Here is a 25,096-nt window from a genome sequence, read left to right as displayed (position 1 = left end):
GGGGGTATGCGCCGGAGGCGCCGTAAGGGGGCTGGAAGTACACCAGTTACCGTCCTCAGATCTTCAGTGAAACCCGGGGACGTCGTCGGCCCGCTCGTTCAGTGCAATGGTTCTCCCGCCGCGAGTCGGCGTTATCGGGAGCCGTCCCCGCTCGAGGGAGCAGCGCTTGTGGCAGTGGCTCCGGCGGCGACTTCTTCGGCCGGAGGCTCGCTCACGTCCACGAAATCAGAGGGATTGTCCTGCGATTGTACATCAGCGTCCACGTCCTTCCGTCCGCGGCCCGGCTGGTACGGCGAGGGCTCGAGACCGGGGTGACGGCGGGTCTGCACGACCAGGATGACGAGTCCGACGACGACGCCGATGATGGCGGCCCAGACGTTGCTGCGCAGGCCGAGGATGATCTCGCTCGGGTCGATCCGGATCGACTCCCACAGGATGCGTCCGGCGCTGTACCAGATCAGGTAGATCGCGAAGAGGCGACCCCACTGGAAGAACAGCTTGCGACCGAGCCACAGGAGCACGAGGACGCCGAGCCCGTTCCAGATGACCTCGTAGAGGAACGTCGGGTGGAACAGGGTGCCCTCGGGAAGCCCGGGAGGGAAGGCCGAGTTCGTCGACTCGATCTCCAGGCCCCACGGCAGCGAGGTGGGCAGGCCGAAGAGCTCGTGGTTGAACCAGTTGCCGAACCGGCCCATCGCCTGGGCGAGCAGCAGGCCGGGAGCCAGCGCGTCCGCGAACGTCCAGAAGCGGATGCCGGTCCACCGGCAGCCGAGGTACGCCCCGACGGCGCCGCCGATGAGCGCACCGAAGATGGCGATGCCGCCCTCCCAGATCGCCCAGACGGAACCGGGCTCGAAGGGGTTCCAGGTGTTCTTGCCTTCGCCGAAGTAGAAATTCGGGTGGGTGAGCACGTGGAAGATGCGCGCGCCGATGATCGCGAGCGGCACCGCCAGGATCGCGATGTCGATGACCACCCACGGCTCCGCCCCGCGCTTGGTGAGGCGGTGGTTCGTCATCAGCACGGCGACGATGATGCCGGCGATGATGCAGAGCGCGTAGAAGTGGATCCGGAGCGGGCCGAGATCGAAGTACGACACGGGCGGGCTCGGGATGCTGGCGAGCACGCCGGCGGCGGTGCTGTGGAGCGCGGAGGACATGAGTGCGATCCTACTTCTCTGAGACGAAGCGCGCCGACGCGGTGCCGGCGGCCAGGGTTCGGGTGACTTCGGCGAGGGCGGGGACACCGCCGTCGCGGAGGGCGCGGACAAGGGCGGTGCCGACGATGGCGCCGTCGGCGTACTCGGAGACGCCGGCGATCTGCTCCGGGGTCGAGATGCCGATGCCCACGCAGGCGCGGCGGGCGCCGTGGTCGCGCAGTCGCGACACGAGGGTACGGGCTGCGCGGTCGAGCTCGGCCCGCTCCCCCGTGATGCCCATGGTGGAGACGGTGTAGACGAAGCCCGTCGAGGACCGCACGACGAGATCGAGCCGCTCGTCCGACGAGGTCGGAGCGGCGAGGAAGACCCGGTCGAGACCGAGGCGCTCGCTGGCCGCGATCCACTCGCCGGCCGCTTCCGGGGTGATGTCCGGAGTGATGAGGCCGGCGCCGCCCGCGGCGAGCAGGTCCTCGGCATAGCGGTCCACCCCGTACTGCAGCACCGGGTTCCAGTAGGTCATCACGAGGACCGGGACGTCGGTCGCGGCGGTGATCGCGCGGATGGCGGTGAAGAGGTCCTTCATCCGGAAGCCCGCGGCGAGGGCCTTGGTCGTCGCCTCCTGGATGATCGCGCCGTCCATGACGGGATCGCTGTAGGGAGGCCCGAGCTCGATGATGTCCACACCGTTCTCGGCGAGGGCGATCGCCGCCTGGATGCTCGTCTCCAGGTCGGGGAAACCGACGGGCAGGTAGCCGACGAAGGCGCTGCGGCCGGCGTCGTGCGCGCGCTGGATGGCCTGTTCGACGCGGCTCACAGCTGCGGCTCTCCCTTCGAGGCCGCGTCCTCGGCGGCGCTCTCCTCGGACACGTCGTGCGCGAGGGCTTCCTCGTCGTAGAGCTCGAAGTACCGGGCAGCGGTGTCCATGTCCTTGTCGCCACGGCCCGAGAGGCAGATCGCGATCAGGCCGTCGGGGCCGAGCTCGCGGCCGATCCGCAGCGCACCGGCGAGGGCATGAGCCGACTCGATCGCGGGGATGATCCCCTCGGTCCGGCTCAGCAGCCGCAGAGCCTGCATCGCCTCGTCGTCCGTCGCCGGGATGTACTCGGCCCGACCGATGTCGGCGAGCCAGGAGTGCTCTGGACCCACGCCCGGGTAGTCGAGACCGGCGGAGATGGAGTGCGATTCGACGGTCTGGCCGTCCTCGTCCTGCAGCACGTACGTCTTCGCGCCGTGCAGCACGCCGGGGCGGCCGCGCTCGATCGACGCCGCGTGCTTGTCGGTGTCGACACCGTCGCCGGCAGCCTCCACGCCGTACAGCCGCACGCCCTCGTCGTCCAGGAACGCGTCGAACATGCCGATCGCGTTGGACCCGCCGCCGACGCAGGCGACGACGGCATCAGGGAGCCGGCCGACCTCGTCGAGGATCTGGGCACGGGCCTCTTCGCCGATGATCTTCTGGAAGTCGCGCACCATCGCCGGGAACGGGTGCGGTCCCGCGGCCGTCCCGAAGATGTAGTTGGTCGTCTCGACCGAGGCGACCCAGTCGCGGTAGGCGTCGTTGATCGCGTCCTTCAACGTGCGCGACCCCGAGGTCACCGCGACGACCTCGGCGCCCAGCAGGCGCATCCGGGCGACGTTGAGCGCCTGACGCTCGGTGTCGACCTCGCCCATGTAGATGGTGCAGTCGAGCCCGAACAGGGCGGCGGCCGTCGCCGTCGCGACGCCGTGCTGCCCGGCCCCGGTCTCGGCGATGACCCGTGTCTTGCCGAGGCGCTTGGTGAGCAGGGCCTGGCCCAGCACGTTGTTGATCTTGTGCGAACCCGTGTGGTTGAGGTCCTCGCGCTTGAGGAAGACCCGCGCGCCGCCCGCGTGCTCGGCGAACCGCGGCACCTCGGTGAGCGCGGAGGGGCGCCCGGCGTAGGAGGACAGCAGATGGGCCAGCTCGGCTCGGAACTCCGGGTCGGCGATGGCCTCCTCGTAGGCGACCGTCAGCTCGTCGATCGCGGCGACCAGGGATTCCGGCATGTACCGCCCGCCGAAATCGCCGAAGAACGGACCGTGCTGGTCGCGCAGACTCACTTCGCCTCCAGGAAGCTCTCGAGAGTGGCCACCGGGTCTCCGGTCACCAGGGCCTCGCCGATCAGCACGACGTCGGCGCCGGCCGAACGGTAGTGCGCGACATCGGCGGGCGTGAGCACCGCGGACTCCGCGATCTTGATCGCCGAGTCGGGGATGCGGTCCACGAGACGACCGAACAGATCGCGGTCGAGTTCGAGGGTCTTGAGGTTGCGGGCGTTCACGCCGATCAGATCGGCGCCGAGGTCGATCGCGGCCTCCAGCTCCTCCGCCGAGTGGGTCTCGACGAGCGGAGTCATGCCGAGCTCGAGGATGAACCCGTACAGGTCGCGCAGGATGTCCGGCTCCAGGCCGGCGACGATGAGCAGGACGAGGTCGGCGCCGGCGGCGCGGGCCTCCAGCACCTGGTAACGGGTGGCGATGAAGTCCTTGCGCAGCACGGGAAGCGAGACCCGGGCGGTGACCGCCTCCAGATCGGCGAGGCTGCCTCCGAAACGACGTTCCTCGGTGAGGACGCTGATCGCGGAGGCACCGCCGGTCTCGTAGAGCGCGGCCTGGTGCGCGGGATCCGGGATCTCGGCGAGGGGGCCGCGGGACGGGCTCGCCCGCTTCACCTCGGCGATGATCTTCACCCGGTCGGCGGGAGCGAGGAACGACAGTGCGTCCTTCGCCGCGGGGCGCGAAAGAGCGTCACGCTCGACGACCGCGAGCGGGCGGGACTCAGAACGACGCTCGGCGTCTGCGACAGCGCCGGCCGTCAGGTCGGCGAGGACCACTAGTGCGCCTTCGGAGCGTACTTGGGACCCTTCACGCCGTAGCCCGCCTTCGCGAGCACCCAGCCGACGATCGCCCCGATCGGGATCAGCGCGGCGGAGATCCACACCAGGGTCGGCTGCTCGAAGCAGAACGCGACGGTCGCGGCGGCGAAGCCGACGAGCATGATCACGACGGCGGTCCAGGCCGCAGGCGAGTGTCCGTGGCCGGGGTCAGCGATCGGGTTGGTCATGTTCTCCTCCGGGGACGACGTGGGGATCTGGGTTCAGTCTATCGGGGTCAGCGCGTCGGGTCGGACCCCCGGGACAGCTCGTCCCAGGAATCGACCGCGTCGACGGGGCCGTCGTGCGGCGCATCGGTCGGCGCGTCGGTGCGGTAGCGACGGCCGCCGACCTTCCAGCGCCGCCAGGTGGTCAGCACGAGGACGGCGGCGGCGAGCAGGATCACCCAGCCGCCGAGGGCGAGGTACGGCCAGACGGACGGGATGATGCTCGCCGCGACCTCGTGGACCGCTCCGCTTCCGGCGAGTCCCGTCGTCTCGGTGACGGTCGCGGCCACCGCGCCGTACGCGTCGCCGAGGAGGACCTGCAGCGTGGACCAGCCCAGGAACACGGCGGCCGCGGCGGCCAGCACCCCGAAGACGAGACGCACGGCCCGGCCGGCGATCGCGAGAGCCGCACCCAGCGCGAGCACGGCGAGGCTCAGCGGCGCGAGCAGCACGAGAGCGGAGGCGCCGGGGACGAGGATGTCCTCCCCCGCGTCCGCCCGCTGCACGGTGAACCAGGTCTGCGTGGAGGAGATGATCCCGATGGCGCCGGCCAGCAGGAAGCCCGTCACGGAGAGGGAGCGGCCGCGCTGCGCGATGCTCACGAGGCCGCCGCCCCGTCGACGGCGTCCAGGTCGGTGGTGTCGAAGCACGTCCGCGTTCCGGTGTGGCACGCGGGGCCGGTCTGGTCGACGAGGAGCAGGAGCGCGTCACCGTCGCAGTCGAGGCGGGCCTCCCGCACGACCTGGATATGCCCGGAGGTGTCACCCTTGCGCCAGTACTCCTGGCGGGAGCGGGACCAGTAGGTCGCGCGGCCCGAGGTGAGCGTGCGGCGCAGGGCCTCGGCGTCCACCCAGGCGAGCATGAGCACCTCGAGCGAATCCCACTGCTGCACGATGATCGGGGCGAGCCCGTCCGCGTTGAACGCGACCTGGGCGATGCGGTCGTCGATGGAGACCTCGTCCTGCTTTAGCGTGTCGGTCATCGGACGAGCACTCCTTCCGCGCGCAGCGCATCCTTCACGTCACCGACGGTCAGGGCTCCGGTGTGGAACACGCTGGCCGCGAGCACCGCGTCCGCCCCCGCCTTGATGGCCGGCGCGAAGTCGGTCGCCCGCCCCGCACCGCCGGAGGCGATCACCGGGATCGGCGCCACCTCGCGCATGAGGCGGACGAGCTCGAGATCGAAGCCGTCGCGGGTCCCGTCTGCGTCGATCGAGTTCACGAGCAGCTCCCCCGCGCCGCGCTCGGACGCCTCGCGCGCCCAGTCGAGCGCATCCAGCGTGGTCTGCGTACGGCCGCCGTGCGTGGTGACGACGAAGCCGGATCGCGTCGTGTCGGCGCGCTTGACGTCGAGCGAGAGCACGAGCACCTGGGCGCCGAAGCGATCCGCGATCTCGCCGATGAGCTCGGGACGGGCGATCGCCGCGGAGTTCACGCCGACCTTGTCCGCACCGACCGAGAGGAGCCGCGCGACGTCGTCGACGCTGCGCACGCCGCCGCCCACCGTCAGCGGAACGAAGACCTGCTCTGCGGTGCGCTGCACGACGTCGTAGGTCGTCGCCCGCGCATCCACCGTCGCGGTGACGTCGAGGAACGTGATCTCGTCGGCGCCCTGGGCCGCGTAGTGACGGGCGAGCTCCACCGGATCACCCATGTCGCGGAGGTTCTCGAAGTTGACGCCCTTGACGACGCGGCCGTCGGCGACGTCCAGGCACGGGATGACGCGACTCGCGAGGGTCATCAGAGCCTCGCCGCGTGGATCGCCGTGACGAGGATGGCCCGGGCACCGAGGGCGTAGAGATCGTCCATCACCTGATTGACGCGGCGCCGCGGGATCATCACGCGGACGGCCACCCAGGACGGGTCGCGGAGCGGCGAGATGGTCGCGGACTCCCGACCGGGTGCGATGGCCACGGCCTGATCGACGAGTTCGGTGGGGAGGTCGTAGTCGAGGAGCACGTAGCGGCGCGCGACCATGACACCGCGGAGCCGGCGCAGCAGCGTGTCCACGCCGTCGGCCTCGCCGGGACGGCTGATCAGCACGGCCTCGGACTCCAGGATCACGGGGCCGAAGATCTCCAGCCCCGCCTGCCGCAGGGTGGTGCCGGTGGACACGACGTCGGCGACCGCATCGGCGACGCCGAGGCGCACCGCGGACTCGACCGCGCCGTCGAGCTGCACGAGCTCGGCGTTCACACCCTGGTCGCGGAGGAAGGAGCCCACCAGACCCGGGTAGGCGGAGGCGACGCGGACGCCGTCGAGGTCCTGGACGGAGGTGAAGCGTCCGGGAGGGCCGGCGAAGCGGAACGTGGACGCCCCGAATCCGAGCTGCTCGATCTCGCGCGCCGGCTGCTGCACATCCAGGAGGAGGTCGCGACCGGTGATGCCGACATCGAGGGCACCGGAGGCCACGTACGTGGCGATGTCACGGGGGCGGAGGAAGAAGAACTCGACGTCGTTCTCGGCGTCGATGACATGCAGGGTCTTGGGGTCGCGGCGGCCGGCGTAGCCCGCCTCCGCGAGCATCTCGGCGGCGGTCTCGGAGAGCGAGCCCTTGTTGGGAACGGCGATGCGCAGCATGAACGGCTTTCAGTTCGAAGGAGTGGGACCGGAGCGCATCACAGATGTCGATAGACGTCCTGCAGCGTGAGGCCCTTCGCGAGCATCATCACCTGCAGGTGGTAGAGGAGCTGCGAGATCTCCTCGGCTGCGGCGGCGTCCGACTCGTACTCCGCCGCCATCCAGACCTCGGCGGCCTCTTCGACGATCTTCTTGCCGATCGCATGCACGCCGCCGTCGAGCTCCGCGACGGTGCCCGATCCCTCGGGGCGGGTCTCGGCCTTGACGCTGAGCTCGGCGAACAGCTCGTCGAAAGTCTTCACCCCTCCAGGCTACCGGCTCGCGCGAGGTCCCTGAGCCGGGTGACAGCCGCCTCCACGTCGTCCGCACCGTAGACCGCGGAGCCGGCGACGAAGGTGTCCGCCCCCGCTTCGGCAGCCTGGGCGATCGTCGCGTCGGAGATCCCGCCGTCGACCTGGAGCCAGACGGACGAACCGCGCCGCCGGGCCTCCGCGGACAGCGCCTGCAGCTTCGGAATGGTCTCCGGCATGAATCCCTGGCCTCCGAAGCCGGGCTCCACGGTCATCACGAGGATCTGGTCGAACTCGTCCAGCAGCTCGAAGAGTCCCTCGACGGGCGTCGCGGGCTTGACCGCCACCCCCGCACGGGCGCCGATGTCGCGCAGTCGACGCGCGAGCGCCACCGGCTCCCCCGCCGCCTCCAGGTGGAAGGTCACGCTCGCGGCACCGAGTTCGGCGTAGCCGGGGGCCCAACGATCCGGATCCGTGATCATGAGATGCACGTCCAGCGGGACCGGGCTGGTCTCCTGGATGCGCTGGACCATCTGCGGACCGAACGTGAGGTTCGGGACGAAGTGGTTGTCCATGACATCGACGTGCGCGAAGTCGGCCGTCGCGATGCGCGCGAGTTCCGCCTGCATGTTGACGAAGTCCGCGGCGAGGATGCTGGGGTTGATGCGCGGGGCGCGGGGCAGATCCATGGTCTCAACCTTCCTTCGGGGCTTCTGTCGCATCGCCGGGGCGCTGCAGGAGTGCGAGGAACATCGCGTCGGTGCCGTGGCGATGCGGCCAGAGCTGTGCGCTGCCGGTCTGCGAGCGGCCGTCGTCGGCGAGGTCGATCGGCGACTGGGCCACGCCGCGCAGCACGGCGCGGGCGTCGAGTTCGACGAGCTCAGGACGCAGGCGCCGCACCTCCTCGACCACCGCCGTCGTCTCCGCGAGGTGGGGCGAGCAGGTGACGTACGCGACGATGCCTCCGGGAGCCAGAGCCTCCACGGCCGCCGTCAGCAGACCGACCTGCAGCGGCACGAGCTCGGCGACGTCCGCCGGGGACTTGCGCCACCGGGCCTCCGGGCGCCGACGGAGGGCGCCGAGGCCGGTGCAGGGGGCGTCGACCAGGATCCGGTCGAACGCGCCGGGCCGCTCGGCGGCCAGCTCCCGGCCGTCGCGCTCGTGGACGGTGACGTCGCCCGGGACGGCTCGCAGGGCGTTGCGCACGAGTCGGGCCCTGGTGGGCACGACCTCGTTGGCCTCCAGTACCGCGTCGTTCTCCCGGGCGACGGCGGCGAGCAGAGCGGTCTTTCCGCCGGGGCCCGCGCACAGGTCGAGCCACCGCTCCCCCTGACGGACCGGGGTCGCCGCGGTCAGCGCGAGCGCGACGAGCTGCGACCCTTCGTCCTGCACGCGGACCGCGCCCTCGGAGGCGGTCAGCGCGAGACGCGGATCGCCCCCCGGAGACGCGAATGCCGTGGCGGCGTAGGGCCGACGAGGCTCCTGCGGCTCCGCGAGCCCGGGGAGGGCGACGAGCGTGACCTCGGGCGAGACGTTGTCGGCCTCCAGCAGGGCGTCCAGTTCCTCGACACGCCCCTCGGCGGCGAGGGCGCGACGCAGCGCCCGGATGATCCACACCGGGTGCGCAGCACGGAGCGCCAGCCGTTCGTCGTCCGACCGTGCCGCCGCCTCGATGCGCGCGAGCCACTCCTGGGGCGACTCCCGGGCGATCCGCCGGAGCACCGCGTTCGCGAAGCTGGACGCCCCGCGACCGGCGTCGAGCGCGACGAGGTTCACCGACTCGTTCACGGCCGCGTGCGGGGCCACCCGCGTCGCGAGGAGCTGGTGCACGGCGAGCCGGAGCGCGTCGAGCACCGCGGGGTCGATCGCGTCGGCCGGGCGATCCGCGGCCGCGGCGATGATCGCGTCGTACGTGCCGCTGCGACGGAGTGTGCCGTAGGTCAGTTCCGTCGCCAAGGCCGCGTCCTGCGGGTCCAGCCTGGCCTCGGCGATCGCGGTCGGCAGCAGCAGGTTCGCGTAGGCGTCGGAGTCCGACACCGCCCTGATCACGTCGTAGGCCACGCGGCGCGCAGGCTGTACCGTCCGGTCGGGGCCGCGGCCGTTCCGCGTCCGGTCCTCGCGCTGCGGGCCGTTGCCGGGGCGTCGCCGGTCGTTCACGAGCCGGCCACCGGGGTCGTGCCCTGCAGGCCGCGCCACCAGTCGGCAGCGTTCATGGGGCCCTTACCCGCCGGCTGCAGACGCGTGACGGCCAGCGGAGACGTGGCCGTCCCGATCAGGACCTCCGCTCGCGTGCCCGCCATGGCACCCGGAGGCAGGTCCTCCGCCCCGGAATCGGCGGGTCGTGCCTCGAGGATCTTGAGCCGCTGGCCGTCGATCGTCGTCTGCGCCCCCGGCTCCGGAGTGACCCCGCGGAACCGGGCGTACACGACGTCGAACGGCTCGCGGAAGTCGAGGAGACCGTCCTCGAGCGTCAGCTTGGCGGCGAACGTCGGCTCGCCCTCCTGCGGCACCGCGTGGGCAGTCCCGTCCGCGATCGCCGCGACCACGTCCGCGGTGAGAGCCGCGCCGTCGAGGGCCAGGGCCTCCAGTGCCTCCCCCGCCGTCGATGTGCCCGGCAGTTCGACGGCGCGCGTCGCGAACACGTCGCCGGCATCGAGCTCCGGGACGAGCTGGAAGACGCTCGCGCCGAGGACCGGATCTCCGGCGATCAGGGCGCGCTGCACCGGCGCGGCGCCGCGCCAGGCCGGCAGGAGCGAGAAGTGCAGGTTGATCCACCCGGCCTCCGGCGTGGACAGCAGAGGCTCGCGGACGAGCCCGCCGTACGCGACGATCACGCCGAGCTCGGGGCGCAGGGCAGCGATCGACTCCGTCACCGCCTCGTCGAGGCGCGCGGCGTGGATGACGGGCAGGCCGAGTTCGGCCGCGGCCTGGGCGACGGGCGAGGGAGTGAGCACACGCTTGCGCCCGAGGGGAGCGTCGGGGCGCGTCACGACGGCGGCGATGTCGTGCTCGGCGGCGAGGCGACGCAGAGTGGGGACCGCGGCGGCGGGAGTGCCGGCGAAGACGAGGCGCATGAAGGTTCTCCGGAAGGGTCAGAGTTCTGGATCGAGGATATCGAGGCGGACCGAGAGCGTGCTGCGGGCGGCCTTGGTCCGACCGCGGCGACCGCTCACCGCCTCGGCCACGACAGCCGCACGGAGGGTGGTCGCGACGCGGCTTCCCGCGCCGTAGTCGAAGCGTACGAGAGCCCGGACCCGCGGGGGGACGTCGTCCGATTCGACGGGGACGGGACCGAGGACCGCGTCCCCGGGTAGCGAGAGCTCGGAGAGCGCCTCCAGAGCACGGGCGACCGCGGCGGCGGATCCCTCCACGAGCGCGACGCGGGCGGTCGGCGGCATGTGCAGCGGCGCTCGCTGCTCCAGCTCGGTGCGCGCGTAGGCAGCGTGGTTCCAGGTCGCCAGGGCCTTGGCGACGGCGCCGTCCACACCGACGAGGTGGACGGGAGCGCCGGGAGCGGCCAGAGCGGCCGCGTTCGACCACCACCGCAGGCAGGCTTCGCCGATGCGCAGATCCGGCGCCTGCAGCATGCGCGGCCCGTCGAGCAGGACGACGGCACGGTAGCCGCCCTCCGCGAGCGGCTCGGCGCCGCGGGTGGCCACCACCAGCGCCGGACGCGCGTCGACGCGCTCGACGGGGTGGCTGCCGTCCGCGACGATGACGCGGACGCCGGGGAACGCGCGGCCCAGCTCATCGGCGGTCCGTTCGCTTCCCGACGAGGCGAGCCGGAGACGGGTCGAGGAACACGCCGGGCACGTCCATGCCCTGGCACCGCGCCCGCACCACCCGCATACCGGGACCGCGCCGCGATGGCGGGCGCCGAGGGGGCCGCCGCAGTGCGGGCATCGGGCGGGGGCTCGGCAGTCGGCGCAGACGAGGGACGGCGCGAAGCCGGGCCGCGAGACCTGGATGAGCACGGGTCCCTCCGCGGCCGCGTTCCGGGCGGCGAGGAAGGCCGACGACGGCATGCGCTGCGGCGTCGGCTGCTCCATCTCCTGGGGCGTGCTGAGCACCACACGCGGCAGCACGCGCCGGGCCGCGCGGATGTCCTGCAGCCAGCCGCGCGCCACGAGCCGCTCCACCTCGGTCGTCCGCGTATGACCGGCGAAGAGCAGTGCCGATCCCTCCGCCTCCTGCCGCAGCAGCGCCGCATCCCGGGCGTGGACGTAGGGAGCGAGCGGCTCGCCCAGCAGGCTGTCGCCGTCGTCCCACACCGCCACGAGACCGGCGACGACGGGGGCGTACACCGCGGACCTGTTCCCGACGACGATGCAGGGCGCGTCCTCGAGCGTGCGCAGGAAGGAGCGGTAGCGGTCCGGGTTGGTCTGTCGGGAGTCGTGCCGCGCGATCGCCTCCGGGGGGACGAACCCGTCGAGGGCCGCCAGGAGCCGATCGAGGTCGCGGTGGTCCGGGACGACGAGGATGCTCGACTTCCCCGCCGCGAGCGTCGTCGCGGCGGCTGCAGCCAGCATGCGCGCCCAACCGGGTGCGTCATCGGTGAGCTGCGGGATGGCCTCGACCGCCGCACGACCGCTCTCGTCGAGCACCGCCTGCAGCCCGTCGTACAGCCCGACGACGGACGCAGCCGCGTCTCGGGCGTCGGGCTCCGGCTGCGGGATCGGAGAATCGGCGGTCCAGGCCTTCTCGACGCGCACCTGCCGCTTCGGGATGACCAGCCGCAGCACGTCGGACGCCGACCCCGCCGCGCGATCGGCGACCCGCCGAGCCAGTCGGTACAGACGATCCGGCAGCACGGGGACGCTCGACACGATGCTCTCGACCTCGGAGAGCGGCCGATCGGCGTCGTCCTCCACGTCCAGTTCCACCACGAACCCGTCGACCACGCGGCCGGCGGTCCGCAGGGGGACACGCACCCGGACCCCGGGCTCGACGTCACCGAGCTCGGGAGGAAGGGCGTAGTCGAACAGGCGGTCGAGCTGCGGCAGCGGGGATTCCAGGAGCACCCGGGCGATGCGCCGGCTCTCCGGAGAGATCAGCACCGCGGCCTCGTCAGAGCCCGGCAGCGCGCCGCAGCTCCTCGGCCCGGTCCGTCCGCTCCCACGTGAAGTCCGGCAGCTCCCGACCGAAGTGCCCGTAGGCCGCCGTCTGGGCGTAGATCGGCCGCAGCAGGTCGAGCTGCTCGATGATGGCCTGCGGCCGCAGATCGAACACCTCGTCGATGGCCCGCGTGATGACCTCGTCGGACACGCGCCCCGTGCCGAAGGTCTCCACGTACAGGCCGACGGGGCGCGCGACACCGATCGCGTAGGCGACCTGCACCTCGAGGCGGTCGGCGAGGCCCGCAGCGACCGCGTTCTTGGCGACCCAGCGGGTCGCGTACGCACCCGAGCGGTCGACCTTCGACGGGTCCTTGCCGCTGAAGGCACCGCCCCCGTGCCGTGCGGCTCCCCCGTAGGTGTCGATGATGATCTTGCGTCCGGTGAGCCCGGCATCCCCCTTCGGGCCGCCCGTGACGAAGGGCCCCGCGGGGTTGATGTAGTAGGTGACGTCGTGGAGGTCGAGGCCGGTCGTGGCGAGGACCGGATCGATGACGTGCTCGCGGATCTGCGCCTTCAGGTCGTCCTGGGCGATGTCCGGGTTGTGCTGCGTGGACAGCACGACGGCGTCGACGGTCTTCGGGGTGAAGCCGTCATAGCCGAGGGTGACCTGCGTCTTGCCGTCGGGGCGCAGGAAGGGCAGCAGCCCGCTGCGGCGCACCTCCGTCAGCCGTTCGGCGATGCGGTGCGCGGTCCATGCGGCCATCGGCATGAGCTGCGGGGTCTCGTTGGTGGCGAACCCGAACATGATGCCCTGGTCTCCGGCGCCGAGACCGTCGAGCGGATCCACGGACGAGCCGTCGCGGTGCTCCTGCGCGTTGTCGACACCGTGGGCGATGTCGGTGGACTGCTCCCCCACCGAGACGCTGACGCCGCACGAGTCGCCGTCGAAGCCGGTGTCGGAGGACGTGTAGCCGATGCCGTTCACGACCTGCCGGACGATCGTCGGGATGTCGACGTAGGCGTCCGTGCGGATCTCCCCGGCGACGTGCACGAGCCCGGTCGTGACGAGCGTCTCGACCGCGACCCGGGAGCCCGGGTCCTTCGCGAGCAGTCCATCGAGGATGCTGTCCGAGATCTGGTCGCAGATCTTGTCCGGATGCCCTTCGGTGACGGACTCGGACGTGAACAGACGCAGCGCGCTCATCGATGCTCCAGAACGGGGACGGACGGTGGGAGGGTGTGGCACCCATTCTGGACCGCGCCACCGACGTCGCGGCGGCGCGGTCGTCGAGTCACTCCGCGTGACGCAGGCGGAGCTTGTCCTCGTTGATCTCGTGCAGGGCGATGGTGAGCGGCTTGTCCTCGACCGAGGAGTCGACGAGCGGGCCCACGTTGTCGAAGAGGTTGCCCTCGTGCAGGTCGGAGTAGTAGTCGTTGATCTGACGGGCGCGCTTGGCGGCGTAGATGACGAGCTCGTACTTGGAGTCGACGCGCTCCAGCAGGTTGTCGATGGGGGGATCGATGATGCCGTTGTTGCGTCCGGCCATGGGTGGACCTCCTGATCAGGCGACGGGATTCGCCGCGAAGACGATGCTGCGGGCGCGCGACCCTTCGACGAGCTCAGGGACCGGCGTGGTGCTCGACCCTGGAATCAGGTCAGCGCGCAGAGCTTGTAGACAAGTCTACGACCTCGCGGGCGGCGGTGGCGACGTCCTCGTTCACGATGAGGTGGTCGAACTCGTTCTGCGCCGCCAGCTCGACCTTCGCGGTGCGCAGCCGCCGGGCCCGTTCCTCGGCGTCCTCGGTGCCGCGGCCGACCAGCCTGTGCACCAGCTCGTCCCAGCTCGGCGGCAGGAGGAAGATCAGCGTCGCGGACGGCTCCGCATCGCGCACCTGGCGCGCGCCCTGCAGGTCGATCTCCAGCAGGACGGTCTTCCCCTCCGCCAGTGCGGCGTCGATCGGGGCGCGCGGGGTGCCGTAGCGCGAGCGGTTGTGGACCACCGCATACTCCAGCAGCTCGCCGTCGGCGACCAGGCGGTCGAACTCGGCGTCGTCCACGAAGTAGTAGTGCACACCGTCGATCTCGCCCGGGCGCGGCGGCCGGGTGGTCGCCGAGACGGACAGGTGGATCTCCGGGTTGTTCTCGCGGATGTGCGCGGCGACGGTCCCCTTGCCCACCGCCGTGGGGCCGGCGAGGACGAGGAGCCGGCTGCGTGCCCCACGGGGGGTCGGAACGGGGAAGCGCTCGTCGAGCCACTCCTCCAGCACTCGGCGTTGACGGGCGCCGAGTCCGCCGAGGCGCTTGACCGGCGAGATGTGGAGCTGCTCCAGCACCCGGTCGCGCTTGCCCGCGCCGATCGCGGGGAGGGCGAGGAGGAAGTCGGTGATGCGCATGGAGCCCTCGACCGAGTCGGGGTCCTCCGTCGCGCGATGCAGCACGGCCTGCGGGGTGACGACGCGCATGGTGAGGTCGCGCTTGAGCGAGGCCCTGGCGCGTCGTCGCTCGACCGCTCGACGTGCGGCGGCGGCCCTGTCGACCTCGGGGACGGTGCGGCGTTCCTCAGCCACGGCTGACCTCTCGATACTGGGCGGCACGGTCGGCGATCGTCTCGGCGAGGGCCGCCGGGCCCGCGGAGAGGAGGCTGCGGCTCTCGCTCGCGATCACCGAGCCGGCCTGGGAGCCGAAGCGGCGGACGAGATCCACGGGAGTGGCGCCCTGTGCGCCGAAGCCGGGGGCGAGGATCGGGGCGACGGGCGCGAACGGAGTCAGCCCCGCTTCCACCGCGTCCACTGTGGCACCGATGACGAAGCCGAAGCTCCCCCACTCCCCCTCGGGCGTCCCGGTGGCGTTCCGGCGCGACACCTCGGCGATCACGGCCGCGGACACGGTCTCGCCGTCCGCGGTCGTCGCGCGCTGCAGCACCGTCGCCTCAGGGTTGCTGGTCGCGGCGAGGACGAAGAGCCCCTTGCCGTGCTCCTCCGCGAGGGCGAACGCACCCTCCAGCGCACCGACGCCGAGGTACGGGTTCACCGTCAAGGCATCCGCCTCCAGCGGCGCGCCCGCGGGGAGCCAGGCCTGAGCGTAATCCGCCATCGTCGACCCGATGTCGCCGCGCTTGGCGTCGGCGATCACCAGCAGTCCGGCCGCGCGCGCGGCCGCCAGCACCTCCTCGAGGGCCGCGAACCCGGCCGCGCCGTACCGCTCGAAGAACGACACCTGCGGCTTCACGAGACCGGCGCGACCGGCGGCCGCCTCGACGGTACGGAGCCCGAACTCCCGGACTCCGGCAGCATCGGCGGTCAGCCCCCACGCCGCCAGCAGAGCGGCGTGGGGGTCGATGCCGACACAGAGCGGGCCGTGCGCCTCCAGGGCGACGCGGGCCCGCTCGCCGAAGCGTTCCGTCATACCGCGGCCATCCGGTCCTGCGCGTACTCCTGCAGGCTCTTGACCTGGAAGCCCTCGTGCGCGGCGTCCATCCCGCTCACCGCCGCACCGAGCACGGCGATGGTCGTGAAGAGCGCCTTGTCCGCGGCCACCGCGGCGGCGCGGATCTCGTAGCCGTCCGCGCGAGCGGCACCACCCGACGGGGTGTTCACGACGATGTCGATCTCCCCGTCGTTGATGAGGTCGACGATGTTCCGGGCTCCGGACTCCTGCGTCTCGCTGTACTTCTCGACCACCGTGACGGCGATGCCGTTGCGCGACAGGATCTCCGCCGTGCCCTCGGTCGCCACGATCGTGAAGCCGAGCTGCTGGAGGCGGTGCGCCGGGAGGATCACCGCACGCTTGTCGGAGTCGGCGACCGAGATGAACACGGTTCCCGACGTCGGCATGCCGCCGTAGGCCGCGGCCTGGGACTTCGCGAACGCGGTCGGGAAGTCCCGGTCGATGCCCATGACCTCGCCGGTCGAGCGCATCTCCGGGCCGAGGACCGAGTCGACGGTCTTGCCGTCGGCGGTGCGGAACCGCTTGAAGGGCAGCACGGCCTCCTTGACCGAGACCGGGGCGTCCAGCGGGACGCGCGAGCCGTCCTGTTCGGGCAGCATCCCCTCGGCGCGGAGCTCGGCGATCGTCGAGCCGGCCATGATGCGGCTGGCGGCCTTCGCCATCGGGATGCCCAGCGCCTTCGAGACGAACGGTACCGTGCGGCTCGCCCGGGGATTCGCCTCGATGACGTAGAGCACGCCGGCGCTGATCGCGAACTGCACGTTCAGCAGACCGCGCACGCCGACGCCCTGTGCGATGGCGAGGGTGGCCTCGCGGACGCGGTCCACGTCGCTGCGACCGAGCGAGACCGGCGGCAGCGTGCAGCTCGAGTCGCCGGAGTGGATGCCGGCTTCCTCCAGGTGCTCCATGACGCCGCCGATGAAGAGGTCGGTGCCGTCGTACAGGGCGTCCACATCGAGCTCGATCGCGTCGTCGAGGAACCGGTCGACCAGGAGCGGCTTGCCCTCCTCGATCACGACCTCGCCGGCCGTCCGCACGAAGTAGTCGCGCAGCGCATCGGTGCCGTAGACGATCTCCATGCCGCGACCGCCGAGCACGAAGCTCGGGCGCACGAGCACGGGGTAGCCGATCTCCTCGGCGATGCGCACCGCGCCCTCCACGTCGATCGCCGTGCCGTTGCGCGGCGCCAGCAGCCCGGCCTCGTCGAGCAGTCGCGAGAACAGCTCGCGCTCCTCGGCCAGGTCGATGGCCTCCGGGCTCGTCCCCAGGACCGTGTAGCCGGCCGCCTCGATGCCCTTCGCGAGCCCGAGCGGGGTCTGGCCACCGAGCTGGCAGACGACGCCGAGGATGGTGCCGCTCGCCGCCTCCGCGTCCAGGACCTCCAGGACGTCCTCGAGCGTCAGCGGCTCGAAGTACAGCCGGTCGGACGTGTCGTAGTCGGTCGACACGGTCTCCGGGTTGCAGTTGATCATCACGGTCTCGAAGCCCGCGTCCGACAGCGCGAACGAGGCGTGCACGCAGGAGTAGTCGAACTCGACGCCCTGACCGATGCGGTTCGGGCCGGAGCCGATGATGACGACCTTGGTGCGGTCCGACGGCGCGACCTCGGTCTCGGCGTCGTAGCTCGAGTAGTGGTACGGCGTCAGCGCGGGGAACTCCCCCGCGCAGGTGTCGACCGTCTTGTAGACGGGGCGGATTCCCAGGCCGTGGCGCACGCCGCGGATCTCGGCCTCGCTCTCGCCGCGGAGCTGGGCGATCTGCGCGTCGGAGAAACCGTGCTCCTTGGCGTAGCGCAGCGTCGCGTCGTCCAGCTCGCCGGCGGTGCGCACGACCTCGGCGACCTCGTTGATCAGGACGATCTGGTCGAGGAACCAGGGGTCGATGGCCGTGGCCTCGAACGCCTGCTCGATGGTCGCGCCCTTGCGCAGCGCCTGCTGCAGGGTGACGATCCGGCCGTCGGTCGGCGTCTTCGCGATCTCGAGCAGTTCCTCGACGCTGCGCGACTCCTCGCCCCAGTGGAAGCTGGAGCCCCGCTTCTCGAGCGACCGCAGCGCCTTTTGCAGTGCGGTGGCGTAGTTGCGGCCGATCGCCATCGCCTCGCCGACCGACTTCATGGTCGTGGTGAGCGTGGCGTCGGCGGCCGGGAACTTCTCGAACGCGAAGCGCGGGACCTTGACGACGACGTAGTCGAGCGTCGGCTCGAAGCTCGCCGGGGTCACGCCGGTGATGTCGTTCGGGATCTCGTCGAGGCGGTACCCGAGGGCGAGCTTGGCCGCGAGCTTGGCGATCGGGAAGCCGGTGGCCTTCGACGCCAGGGCGCTCGACCGGGACACACGCGGGTTCATCTCGATGACGATGATGCGCCCGTTCTCCGGGTTGACCGCGAACTGGATGTTGCAGCCACCCGTGTCCACGCCCACCGCACGGATGATGTCGATGCCGATGTCGCGGAGCTTCTGGTACTCGCGGTCGGTGAGGGTCAGCGCCGGGGCCACGGTGATCGAGTCGCCCGTGTGCACGCCGACCGGGTCGACGTTCTCGATGGAGCAGACGACGACCGTGTTGTCGGCGGTGTCGCGCATGAGCTCGAGCTCGTACTCCTTCCAGCCGAGGATCGACTCCTCCAGGAGCACCTCGGTCGTCGGCGAGTCGCGCAGGCCGGCACCGCCGATACGGCGCAGGTCCTCCTCGTCGTAGGCGAAGCCGGAGCCCAGCCCGCCCATCGTGAAGGAGGGGCGCACCACGAGCGGGTAGCCGAGCTGCTCGGCACCGGCGAGGAGGTCGTCCATGGTGTGCGCGATGACGCTCTTGGCGACGTCCGCGCCCGCTTCGAGGACGAGCTCCTTGAAGACCTGACGGTCCTCGCCCTTCTTGATGGCGTCCACCTTCGCGCCGATGAGCTCGACGTCGTACTTCTCGAGGATGCCCTGCTCGTGCAGCGCCATCGCGGCGTTCAGCGCCGTCTGACCGCCGAGCGTCGGCAGGATCGCGTCGGGCTTCTCCTTCGCGATGATCGTCTCGATCACCGCGGGGGTGATCGGCTCGATGTACGTCGCGTCGGCGAAGTCGGGGTCGGTCATGATCGTCGCCGGGTTCGAGTTGACGAGGATGACCCGGACGCCCTCCTCGCGGAGGACGCGGCACGCCTGGGTGCCGGAGTAGTCGAACTCGCAGGCCTGGCCGATGACGATCGGGCCGGAGCCGATGACGAGGACGGAGCGGATGTCGTCGCGCTTGGGCATTACTTTGCATCTCCCTGGGTGGGTCCCTGAGCGGGTCGAAGGGTCGCGATGACCATGTCGCGGAAGCGGTCGAAGAGGTAGTTGGCGTCGTGCGGTCCGGCCGCGGCCTCGGGGTGGTACTGCACCGAGAAGGCGGGGATGTCGAGGGCGCGCAGGCCCTCCACGACGTTGTCGTTGAGGCCGACGTGGCTGACCTCGACCTTGCCGTAGCCGTGCGGGCTGTCGAACGAGCCCTCCAGGGGCGCCTCGACGGCGAAGCCGTGGTTGTGCGCGGTGATCTCCACCTTTCCCGTCTGCTTGTCCAGCACCGGCTGGTTGATGCCGCGGTGGCCGAACGGCAGCTTGTACGTGCCGAGACCCAGGGCGCGGCCGAGGAGCTGGTTGCCGAAGCAGATACCGAAGAAGGGCAGACCGTCGTCGAGGACCGCGCGCAGCAGTTCGACGTGGTCACCCGACGCCGCGGGGTCCCCGGGGCCGTTCGAGTAGAAGACGGCGACAGGCTCGATCGCCCGGATCTCGTCGATGCTCACGTCCTGCGGGAGGACGTGCACGTCGAAGCCGCGGGCGGCGAGGTTGTCGATCGTGGCCTGCTTCACACCCAGGTCGAGCACGGCGAGGTTGCCGATGCGCTCCCCCACCGCCGGGGTCACGGTCGCGTTCTCGACGGACACCTGGGCAGAGAGGTTGAGGCCGGTCATCTCCGGAGCCTCGCGGACGATGCGCAGCTGCTCCTCCGGGTCGAGCTCCGCGTCCGCACCCGAGAAGATGCCGCCGCGCATGGAGCCGGCGGAGCGGATGTGACGGGTGACCGCACGCGTGTCGATGCCACTGATGCCGACGATGCCGTCCTCGACGAGGACCTCGTCGAGGGACGCGTTCGCACGCCAGTTCGAGACGACGCGCGAGGGGTCGCGCACGATGTAGCCGGCGACCCAGATGCGGCGGGACTCGGTGTCCTCGTCGTTCATGCCGGTGTTGCCGATGTGCGGGGCCGTCTGCAGGACGATCTGTCCGGCGTAGGACGGGTCGGTGATGGTCTCCTGGTATCCCGACATGCCGGTGGCGAACACGACCTCGCCGAGGGTGCGTCCGCGCGCGCCGTAGGCGCGTCCGCGGTGTCGGGTGCCGTCCTCGAGCACGAGGACGGCGGGATCGGGGAGGCGGGCCGCGGAGGCCTGCGGGGAGGAAGTCGAGAGGGTCATGACGTGGCTCCTGTGTCAGGGGCGGCGGGGATGAGCCGCTGCAGGTCGGAGATGAGGGTCGGGAGGTCGCCGCCGGTGAGGCGCACATAGCTGTCGACGACGGTCGCGTCGTCGACGTGCCACGCGATGCGCACGAGCCCGCCGGGCTCCACGACGCGATCGATGGTGACGGTCGCGCGGTCGACGGAGACCAGGCGGTCGGCGGCGAGGAAGACGGTGGGGGCACCGTCCAGGGCCAGCGCGATGCCGCGGTCGGTCACGGCCAGCTCGCCGCGTGCACGGAACGCCAGCGGGGTGATCGCGAGCCGTTCGAGGGGCTGCTCGTGCCGAGTGGTGGACACGTAGAGCACCTCGTCGCGGCGCGTCACCTCCGCGTGCTCCGGCACCCCGAGCGGGGCCGTGTACGCGGCATCGCGCCGCACTCGTCGTCGCCAGGCGAACAGCATCGACAGCAGGATGAGCAGCGCGACGGCGATGATGATCGCGACCGCGAGGTCCCGTGCGCTCATGCGCCGAGCTCCTCGACGACGGTGCCGCCGTCGACCGTGAGGACGCCGCCGTGCACCGTGTACTCCACGCGCCCGGGCAGTGCGCGGCCCAGGTAGGGCGAGTTCACGCTGCGCCCGTGCAGGTCCGCGGCGGTGAACACACCGTCGACCGCGGGGTCGTACAGCGTGATGTGCGCGGGCTGCCCGGCTGCGAGCGGCGTGCCGTGGCCGGAGAGCCGGCCGATGCGGGCGGGCGTCGAGCTCATGACGCGGGCGACGTCGGCCCAGCCGAGCAGACCGGTCTGCACCATCGACTGGTGCACGACGCGCAGGGCGCTCTCCAGACCGACCATGCCGTTCGCGGCGGCCTGCCACTCGCACGCCTTGTGCTCGCTGGGGTGCGGTGCGTGGTCGGTCGCGACGATGTCGATCGTGCCGTCGGCGAGACCCTCCCGAACCGCGAGGACGTCCTCCTCGCGGCGCAGCGGCGGGTTGACCTTGAACCGCGCGTCGTAGCCGCGGACGAGTTCGTCGGTGAGCAGCAGGTGGTGCGGCGTGACCTCCGCCGTGACGTCGACGCCTCGCTTCTTGGCCCAGCGGATGATGTCGACCGAGCCGGCCGTCGAGAGATGACACACGTGCAGCCGCGAGCCGACGTGCTCGGCGAGGAGCACGTCACGGGCGATGATCGATTCCTCGGCGACCGCCGGCCACCCGGCCAGCCCGAGCTCGGCCGAGACGGTGCCCTCGTTCATCTGGGCGCCCTCGGTGAGCCGCGGGTCCTGCGCATGCTGGGCGATGACGCCGTCGAAGGACTTCACGTACTCCAGAGCCCGGCGCATGATCAGCGGGTCCCAGACGCAGAAGCCGTCGTCGCTGAAGACCCGCACCTGGGCACGCGAGGTGGCCATGGCGCCGAGTTCCGCGAGGCGCTCGCCCTTCTGGCCCACGGTGACGGCGCCGATCGGCTGCACGGTCGCGTAGCCGGCCGCCTCGCCGAGGGCGAGCTCCTGCTCGACCACGCCCGCCGTGTCGGCGACCGGGGAGGTGTTCGGCATCGCGAACACGGCGGTGAACCCGCCGGCGGCGGCCGCTCTGGTGCCGGTGAGGATCGTCTCGGAGGCCTCGAACCCGGGTTCGCGCAGATGGGTGTGCAGATCGACGAGACCCGGCAGCGCGACCAGGCCCGCGGCGTCGATCACGCGCGCGCCGGTGCGGGTGAGCCCCGTCCCGACCTCGGCGATCACGCCGTCCTCGATGATGATGTCGGCGCTCGTCGCGCCGAGCAGCTGTGCCCCGGTGATGACGAGGGTCTCGCTCACAGGTCTCCCCCTCGTTCGTCGTCTCGTTCCCCTGCCAGCAGCAGGTACAGCACCGCCATGCGCACGGAGACCCCGTTCGACACCTGTTCCAGCACCGTCGAACGGGGGGAATCGGCAGCTTCGGAGGAGATCTCCAGTCCCCGGTTCATGGGTCCGGGGTGCAGGACAATGCTACCGCCCGGCAGAGCCGCCACGCGCCGTGCGTCCAGGCCCCACCGGCGCGAATACTCCCGCTCAGTCGGGAAATACGCCGCGTTCATCCGCTCGAGCTGGATGCGCAGCATCATCACGGCGTCGGGCCCCTCCGCGAGGGCTTCGTCCAGGTCGTAGACCACGCGGACCGGCCACAAGGACACGTTCTGCGGAACCAGGGTCGGCGGCGAGACGAGCGTGACCTCGGCGCCGAGCGTCGTGAGCAGCCAGACGTTGGAGCGCGCCACCCGCGAGTGCAGCACGTCGCCGACGATCGTCACTCGGAGACCGGACAGATCGCGTCCGCGGCTGTCCGCTCCGAACCGGCGCTTGCGGATGGTGAAGGCGTCGAGGAGGGCCTGGGTGGGATGCTCGTGCGTACCGTCGCCGGCGTTCACGACCCCGGCGGAGATCCAGCCACTCGTGGCCAGGGTCTGCGGGGCGCCGGAGCCGGGGTGACGCACGACGACCGCGTCGGCGCCAATGGCCTCGAGCGTCTGCGCGGTGTCCTTCAGGCTCTCGCCCTTCGAGACGCTGGAGCCCTTCGCGGCGAAGTTGATGACGTCGGCGGACAAACGCTTCGCCGCGGCCTCGAAGGAGATACGGGTGCGCGTGGAGTCCTCGAAGAAGAGGTTCACGACCGTCTTGCCACGGAGCGTGGGGAGCTTCTTGACCTCGCGGGACTGCGTGTCAGCCATGTCCTCGGAGACGTCGAGGATGCGCAGGGCGGTGGCTCTGTCGAGCGTGCGGGTGTCGAGGAGGTGCCTCATTCGCCGATCGTCACCTCCTCGGCGCCGTCGTTCTCGAACAGGCGCACGTTGACGCGCTCGGTGCGCGCGGAGGGGATGTTCTTGCCCACGAAGTCCGGGCGGATGGGAAGCTCCCGGTGTCCGCGGTCGATGAGGATCGCGAGCCGCACGACGGCGGGACGGCCGATCGACTGCAGGGCGTCGAGCGCGGCGCGGATGCTCCGGCCGGAGAACAGGACGTCGTCGACGAGGACGACCGTCTTCCCGTCGATGCCGCCCGGGGGGATCTCCGTCGGCTGCGGCGACCGCGTCGGGTGCTTGGCGAGGTCGTCGCGGAAGAGCGTCACGTCGAGGGAGCCGACCGGGACGGAGACCTGGGCGATCTCGCTGATCAGGGCGGCGAGCCGGTGACCCAGCGTGACACCGCGGGTCGGGATGCCCAGCAGGACGAGGCCGTCGGCCCCGCGATTGGACTCGAGGATCTCGTGCGCGATCCGGGTCAGCGCTCGTGAGATGTCGGCTTGGTGCAGCACAGTGCGCACACTCATCAGCCGCTCCCTTCTCCGCCTCACAGGACGGTGTTAAAGGTTGCTAGTGCCCCCAGTCTATCGGACCCGCGATGGTCCCCCCGGTCAGCTCGCCTCGCGGAGCACGGGATCCGTCACGTCGTCGATTTTCGAGGAACGGATCGGGTGGCCGCTCGTGGAGAGGCAGCGCCCGGTCTTCAGGTCCCACTTCCAGTCGTGCATGCTGCACGTCAGGATGCCGTCCTCGTCGACCTTCCCCGTCTTGGTGAGGTCGGCACGAAGGTGCGGGCAGCGGCGCTGGACGACCCAGTCGCCTATCTCCGCATCCTCGGTCTGGTCGGTCTGCTCCTGGTACCAGTTCTCGACGTACTCGATCCGGTCGACCGAGAGGCACTTGAGGAAGGTGGTGAGGAACTCGTTGAACTTGCCGCTGCGCCCGACCGAGAACTGCATCGACAGGAAGATCGAGTTCGACCAGTCGATCTCGTGGTCGCGGATGTTCGTCGAGACGAGGTCGGCCGGGATCGTGTACCAGTACACGCACTCCTCGCCCGCGTACTCGCGGACCTTGGCGCGCGGGAAGTCGACCACCATGTCCAGCTCCCCGATCCGGAAGCGGACGTGCCCGCCGACACCGAGGCGGATGGTGCGCGACTTCTTCAGCAGCGGCTCCCACCACTCCTTGATCGCCGCCAGCATCTCGTCGGGCGGGATGATCTCGGCGCGAGACGCCTCCTCGTCGCGGATCTCCTGCTGGCGGCTCGCGCGCTGCTCCTCCAGGTACTCCCACTTCTCGTCGAAGATGTGGGCGAGCTCGGCCTCGGTGTAGAGCGTCTGCTCGGTGGTCACCGCACCGCCGTCGATCGTGACGAGCGTGCCGGGGACGAAGAGCTGCCCGTCGTACTTCGGCGCCAGCTCCTTCATGTGCGCGATGAACTGCTTCTGGTCCGTGAAGATGGATTCGCCGTTGCGGCCCATCCCGTTGAAGTCGAAGAGGTCGTCGCGGAGGAACATGGGCGGCCCCGCCATCGGGAAGACATGCGGCGCGTCGACCTTCTCGATGTAGTACATCGCCCGCTTGTTCTGCGCCTCGCGCTTGAGACGGGCGAAGTTCTGCTTGGCGTCCAGCGGCAGGTCGTAGACCATGGGCCACCAGATCGCTCCGGAGACCTGGGTGAAGTAGGCGTCGGGCTTCCCGAAGTGCAGCAGCTTGTCGAGATCGAGCGGGTGCGAGTCGTTCTGGTTCAGCATCGACCCCGTGCCGTCGTCCACGCTGAGCGACGAATCACCGATCGGGCCGTCGCTCGGAGCGCGCAGCGGGGTGATCATCATCTTGAGCGCCCCGCGCTCGATGATCTCGCCGGCGGGGGCGTAGGTGATGTTCGTGTAGCCGAGCGCCCGGATGTCCTGCTCCAGGTCGTCGATCGGGTACTCCGGCAGGAGCACCTCGATGTCCTTGCGGATGTACCGCTCCAGCAGCGCCGGGTCGAAGTGGTCGCGGTGCCGGTGCGAGATGTAGAGGAAGTCAGCTTCACGACCGTAGCGCTCCCAGTCGAGGGCACGGTTGTCCGGGAACGGGAACCAGGACCCGAAGAAGGACGGGCCGAGCACCGGGTCGCAGATGATGTTGCCGCCCACCGTCTCGATGAACATGCCGGCGTGGCCGAGTCCCGTGATCCGCATTGCATTCCTCTCGAAGATGAACCGTTCGATTGTACCGACGGC

The 25,096-nt window shown here is 70.8% G+C and carries 25 protein-coding genes; all 25 read right to left on the bottom strand.

Annotation, left to right across the window (positions count from 1 at the left end; translation table 11 throughout):
• Window positions 1-131: 131 nt before the first annotated feature.
• Window positions 132-1,157, bottom strand: coding sequence for a prolipoprotein diacylglyceryl transferase (gene lgt, locus AB1285_RS06975; RefSeq protein WP_259954846.1), 1,026 nt, complete (start codon window positions 1,155-1,157; stop codon window positions 132-134).
• Window positions 1,158-1,167: 10 nt separating this feature from the next.
• A complete protein-coding gene (trpA, locus tag AB1285_RS06970) occupies window positions 1,168-1,971 on the bottom strand; it encodes a tryptophan synthase subunit alpha (protein WP_083370860.1) in 804 nt (267 codons plus the stop codon).
• A complete protein-coding gene (gene trpB, locus AB1285_RS06965) occupies window positions 1,968-3,236 on the bottom strand; it encodes a tryptophan synthase subunit beta (RefSeq protein WP_259954843.1) in 1,269 nt (422 codons plus the stop codon). Before trpB ends, trpA begins: the two co-directional genes overlap by 4 nt.
• Window positions 3,233-4,009 (bottom strand): indole-3-glycerol phosphate synthase TrpC, encoded by a 777-nt coding sequence (gene trpC / locus AB1285_RS06960; protein WP_187661490.1) that lies wholly within the window; start codon window positions 4,007-4,009, stop codon window positions 3,233-3,235. Before trpC ends, trpB begins: the two co-directional genes overlap by 4 nt.
• The gene (locus AB1285_RS06955) at window positions 4,009-4,239 is read right to left on the bottom strand and encodes an HGxxPAAW family protein (RefSeq protein WP_071328620.1); all 231 of its coding nucleotides are present in this window, start codon (window positions 4,237-4,239) and stop codon (window positions 4,009-4,011) included. The genes trpC and AB1285_RS06955 overlap by 1 nt, the downstream gene beginning before the upstream one ends.
• 47 nt (window positions 4,240-4,286) lie before the next feature.
• Entirely contained in the window at window positions 4,287-4,877 is a 591-nt protein-coding gene (locus tag AB1285_RS06950; protein WP_187661491.1) for a Trp biosynthesis-associated membrane protein, read from the bottom strand.
• Entirely contained in the window at window positions 4,874-5,257 is a 384-nt protein-coding gene (gene hisI, locus AB1285_RS06945) for a phosphoribosyl-AMP cyclohydrolase (RefSeq protein WP_280565486.1), read from the bottom strand. The genes AB1285_RS06950 and hisI overlap by 4 nt, the downstream gene beginning before the upstream one ends.
• Window positions 5,254-6,015: an imidazole glycerol phosphate synthase subunit HisF gene (gene hisF / locus AB1285_RS06940; RefSeq protein WP_259954835.1), complete on the bottom strand. Its 762-nt coding sequence runs from the start codon at window positions 6,013-6,015 to the stop codon at window positions 5,254-5,256. Before hisF ends, hisI begins: the two co-directional genes overlap by 4 nt.
• Entirely contained in the window at window positions 6,015-6,854 is an 840-nt protein-coding gene (gene hisG / locus AB1285_RS06935) for an ATP phosphoribosyltransferase (protein ID WP_187661494.1), read from the bottom strand. The genes hisF and hisG overlap by 1 nt, the downstream gene beginning before the upstream one ends.
• 38 nt (window positions 6,855-6,892) lie before the next feature.
• Window positions 6,893-7,156 (bottom strand): phosphoribosyl-ATP diphosphatase, encoded by a 264-nt coding sequence (locus AB1285_RS06930; protein ID WP_025103484.1) that lies wholly within the window; start codon window positions 7,154-7,156, stop codon window positions 6,893-6,895.
• A complete protein-coding gene (gene rpe / locus AB1285_RS06925; protein ID WP_259954830.1) occupies window positions 7,153-7,833 on the bottom strand; it encodes a ribulose-phosphate 3-epimerase in 681 nt (226 codons plus the stop codon). The genes AB1285_RS06930 and rpe overlap by 4 nt, the downstream gene beginning before the upstream one ends.
• A gap of 4 nt (window positions 7,834-7,837) precedes the next feature.
• The gene (locus AB1285_RS06920) at window positions 7,838-9,205 is read right to left on the bottom strand and encodes an RsmB/NOP family class I SAM-dependent RNA methyltransferase (protein ID WP_268776559.1); all 1,368 of its coding nucleotides are present in this window, start codon (window positions 9,203-9,205) and stop codon (window positions 7,838-7,840) included.
• Window positions 9,206-9,297: 92 nt separating this feature from the next.
• Window positions 9,298-10,218, bottom strand: a complete 921-nt coding sequence (locus tag AB1285_RS06915) for a methionyl-tRNA formyltransferase (protein WP_370428556.1) — start codon at window positions 10,216-10,218, stop codon at window positions 9,298-9,300.
• 18 nt (window positions 10,219-10,236) lie between these two features.
• On the bottom strand, window positions 10,237-12,195 hold the full coding sequence (locus AB1285_RS06910) for a primosomal protein N' (RefSeq protein ID WP_370428572.1): 1,959 nt from the start codon (window positions 12,193-12,195) through the stop codon (window positions 10,237-10,239).
• Between the two features lie 16 nt (window positions 12,196-12,211).
• On the bottom strand, window positions 12,212-13,405 hold the full coding sequence (gene metK, locus AB1285_RS06905) for a methionine adenosyltransferase (protein ID WP_187661497.1): 1,194 nt from the start codon (window positions 13,403-13,405) through the stop codon (window positions 12,212-12,214).
• Between the two features lie 88 nt (window positions 13,406-13,493).
• The gene (gene rpoZ, locus AB1285_RS06900; RefSeq protein ID WP_025103490.1) at window positions 13,494-13,748 is read right to left on the bottom strand and encodes a DNA-directed RNA polymerase subunit omega; all 255 of its coding nucleotides are present in this window, start codon (window positions 13,746-13,748) and stop codon (window positions 13,494-13,496) included.
• 109 nt (window positions 13,749-13,857) lie between these two features.
• A complete protein-coding gene (gene gmk, locus AB1285_RS06895) occupies window positions 13,858-14,769 on the bottom strand; it encodes a guanylate kinase (RefSeq protein WP_259954489.1) in 912 nt (303 codons plus the stop codon).
• Window positions 14,762-15,607, bottom strand: a complete 846-nt coding sequence (pyrF, locus tag AB1285_RS06890; protein WP_268776304.1) for an orotidine-5'-phosphate decarboxylase — start codon at window positions 15,605-15,607, stop codon at window positions 14,762-14,764. Before pyrF ends, gmk begins: the two co-directional genes overlap by 8 nt.
• Window positions 15,604-18,891, bottom strand: coding sequence for a carbamoyl-phosphate synthase large subunit (gene carB / locus AB1285_RS06885; protein ID WP_292795097.1), 3,288 nt, complete (start codon window positions 18,889-18,891; stop codon window positions 15,604-15,606). Before carB ends, pyrF begins: the two co-directional genes overlap by 4 nt.
• On the bottom strand, window positions 18,891-20,093 hold the full coding sequence (gene carA, locus AB1285_RS06880; protein WP_363443913.1) for a glutamine-hydrolyzing carbamoyl-phosphate synthase small subunit: 1,203 nt from the start codon (window positions 20,091-20,093) through the stop codon (window positions 18,891-18,893). The genes carB and carA overlap by 1 nt, the downstream gene beginning before the upstream one ends.
• Window positions 20,090-20,602 (bottom strand): hypothetical protein, encoded by a 513-nt coding sequence (locus AB1285_RS06875; RefSeq protein ID WP_187661502.1) that lies wholly within the window; start codon window positions 20,600-20,602, stop codon window positions 20,090-20,092. The genes carA and AB1285_RS06875 overlap by 4 nt, the downstream gene beginning before the upstream one ends.
• Window positions 20,599-21,903, bottom strand: coding sequence for a dihydroorotase (locus AB1285_RS06870; protein ID WP_259954494.1), 1,305 nt, complete (start codon window positions 21,901-21,903; stop codon window positions 20,599-20,601). The genes AB1285_RS06875 and AB1285_RS06870 overlap by 4 nt, the downstream gene beginning before the upstream one ends.
• Window positions 21,900-22,865 (bottom strand): aspartate carbamoyltransferase catalytic subunit, encoded by a 966-nt coding sequence (locus AB1285_RS06865; protein WP_370428557.1) that lies wholly within the window; start codon window positions 22,863-22,865, stop codon window positions 21,900-21,902. The genes AB1285_RS06870 and AB1285_RS06865 overlap by 4 nt, the downstream gene beginning before the upstream one ends.
• On the bottom strand, window positions 22,862-23,392 hold the full coding sequence (gene pyrR, locus AB1285_RS06860; RefSeq protein WP_259954496.1) for a bifunctional pyr operon transcriptional regulator/uracil phosphoribosyltransferase PyrR: 531 nt from the start codon (window positions 23,390-23,392) through the stop codon (window positions 22,862-22,864). The genes AB1285_RS06865 and pyrR overlap by 4 nt, the downstream gene beginning before the upstream one ends.
• Before the next feature lie 84 nt (window positions 23,393-23,476).
• Entirely contained in the window at window positions 23,477-25,054 is a 1,578-nt protein-coding gene (locus tag AB1285_RS06855; protein ID WP_366236681.1) for a Rieske 2Fe-2S domain-containing protein, read from the bottom strand.
• Window positions 25,055-25,096: the final 42 nt, after the last annotated feature.

The sequence above is a fragment of the Microbacterium sp. NRRL B-14842 genome, from assembly GCF_050470785.1.
The sequence above is the reverse complement of the archived record's forward strand: the minus strand, read 5'-3'. Positions and strand labels throughout refer to the sequence as shown.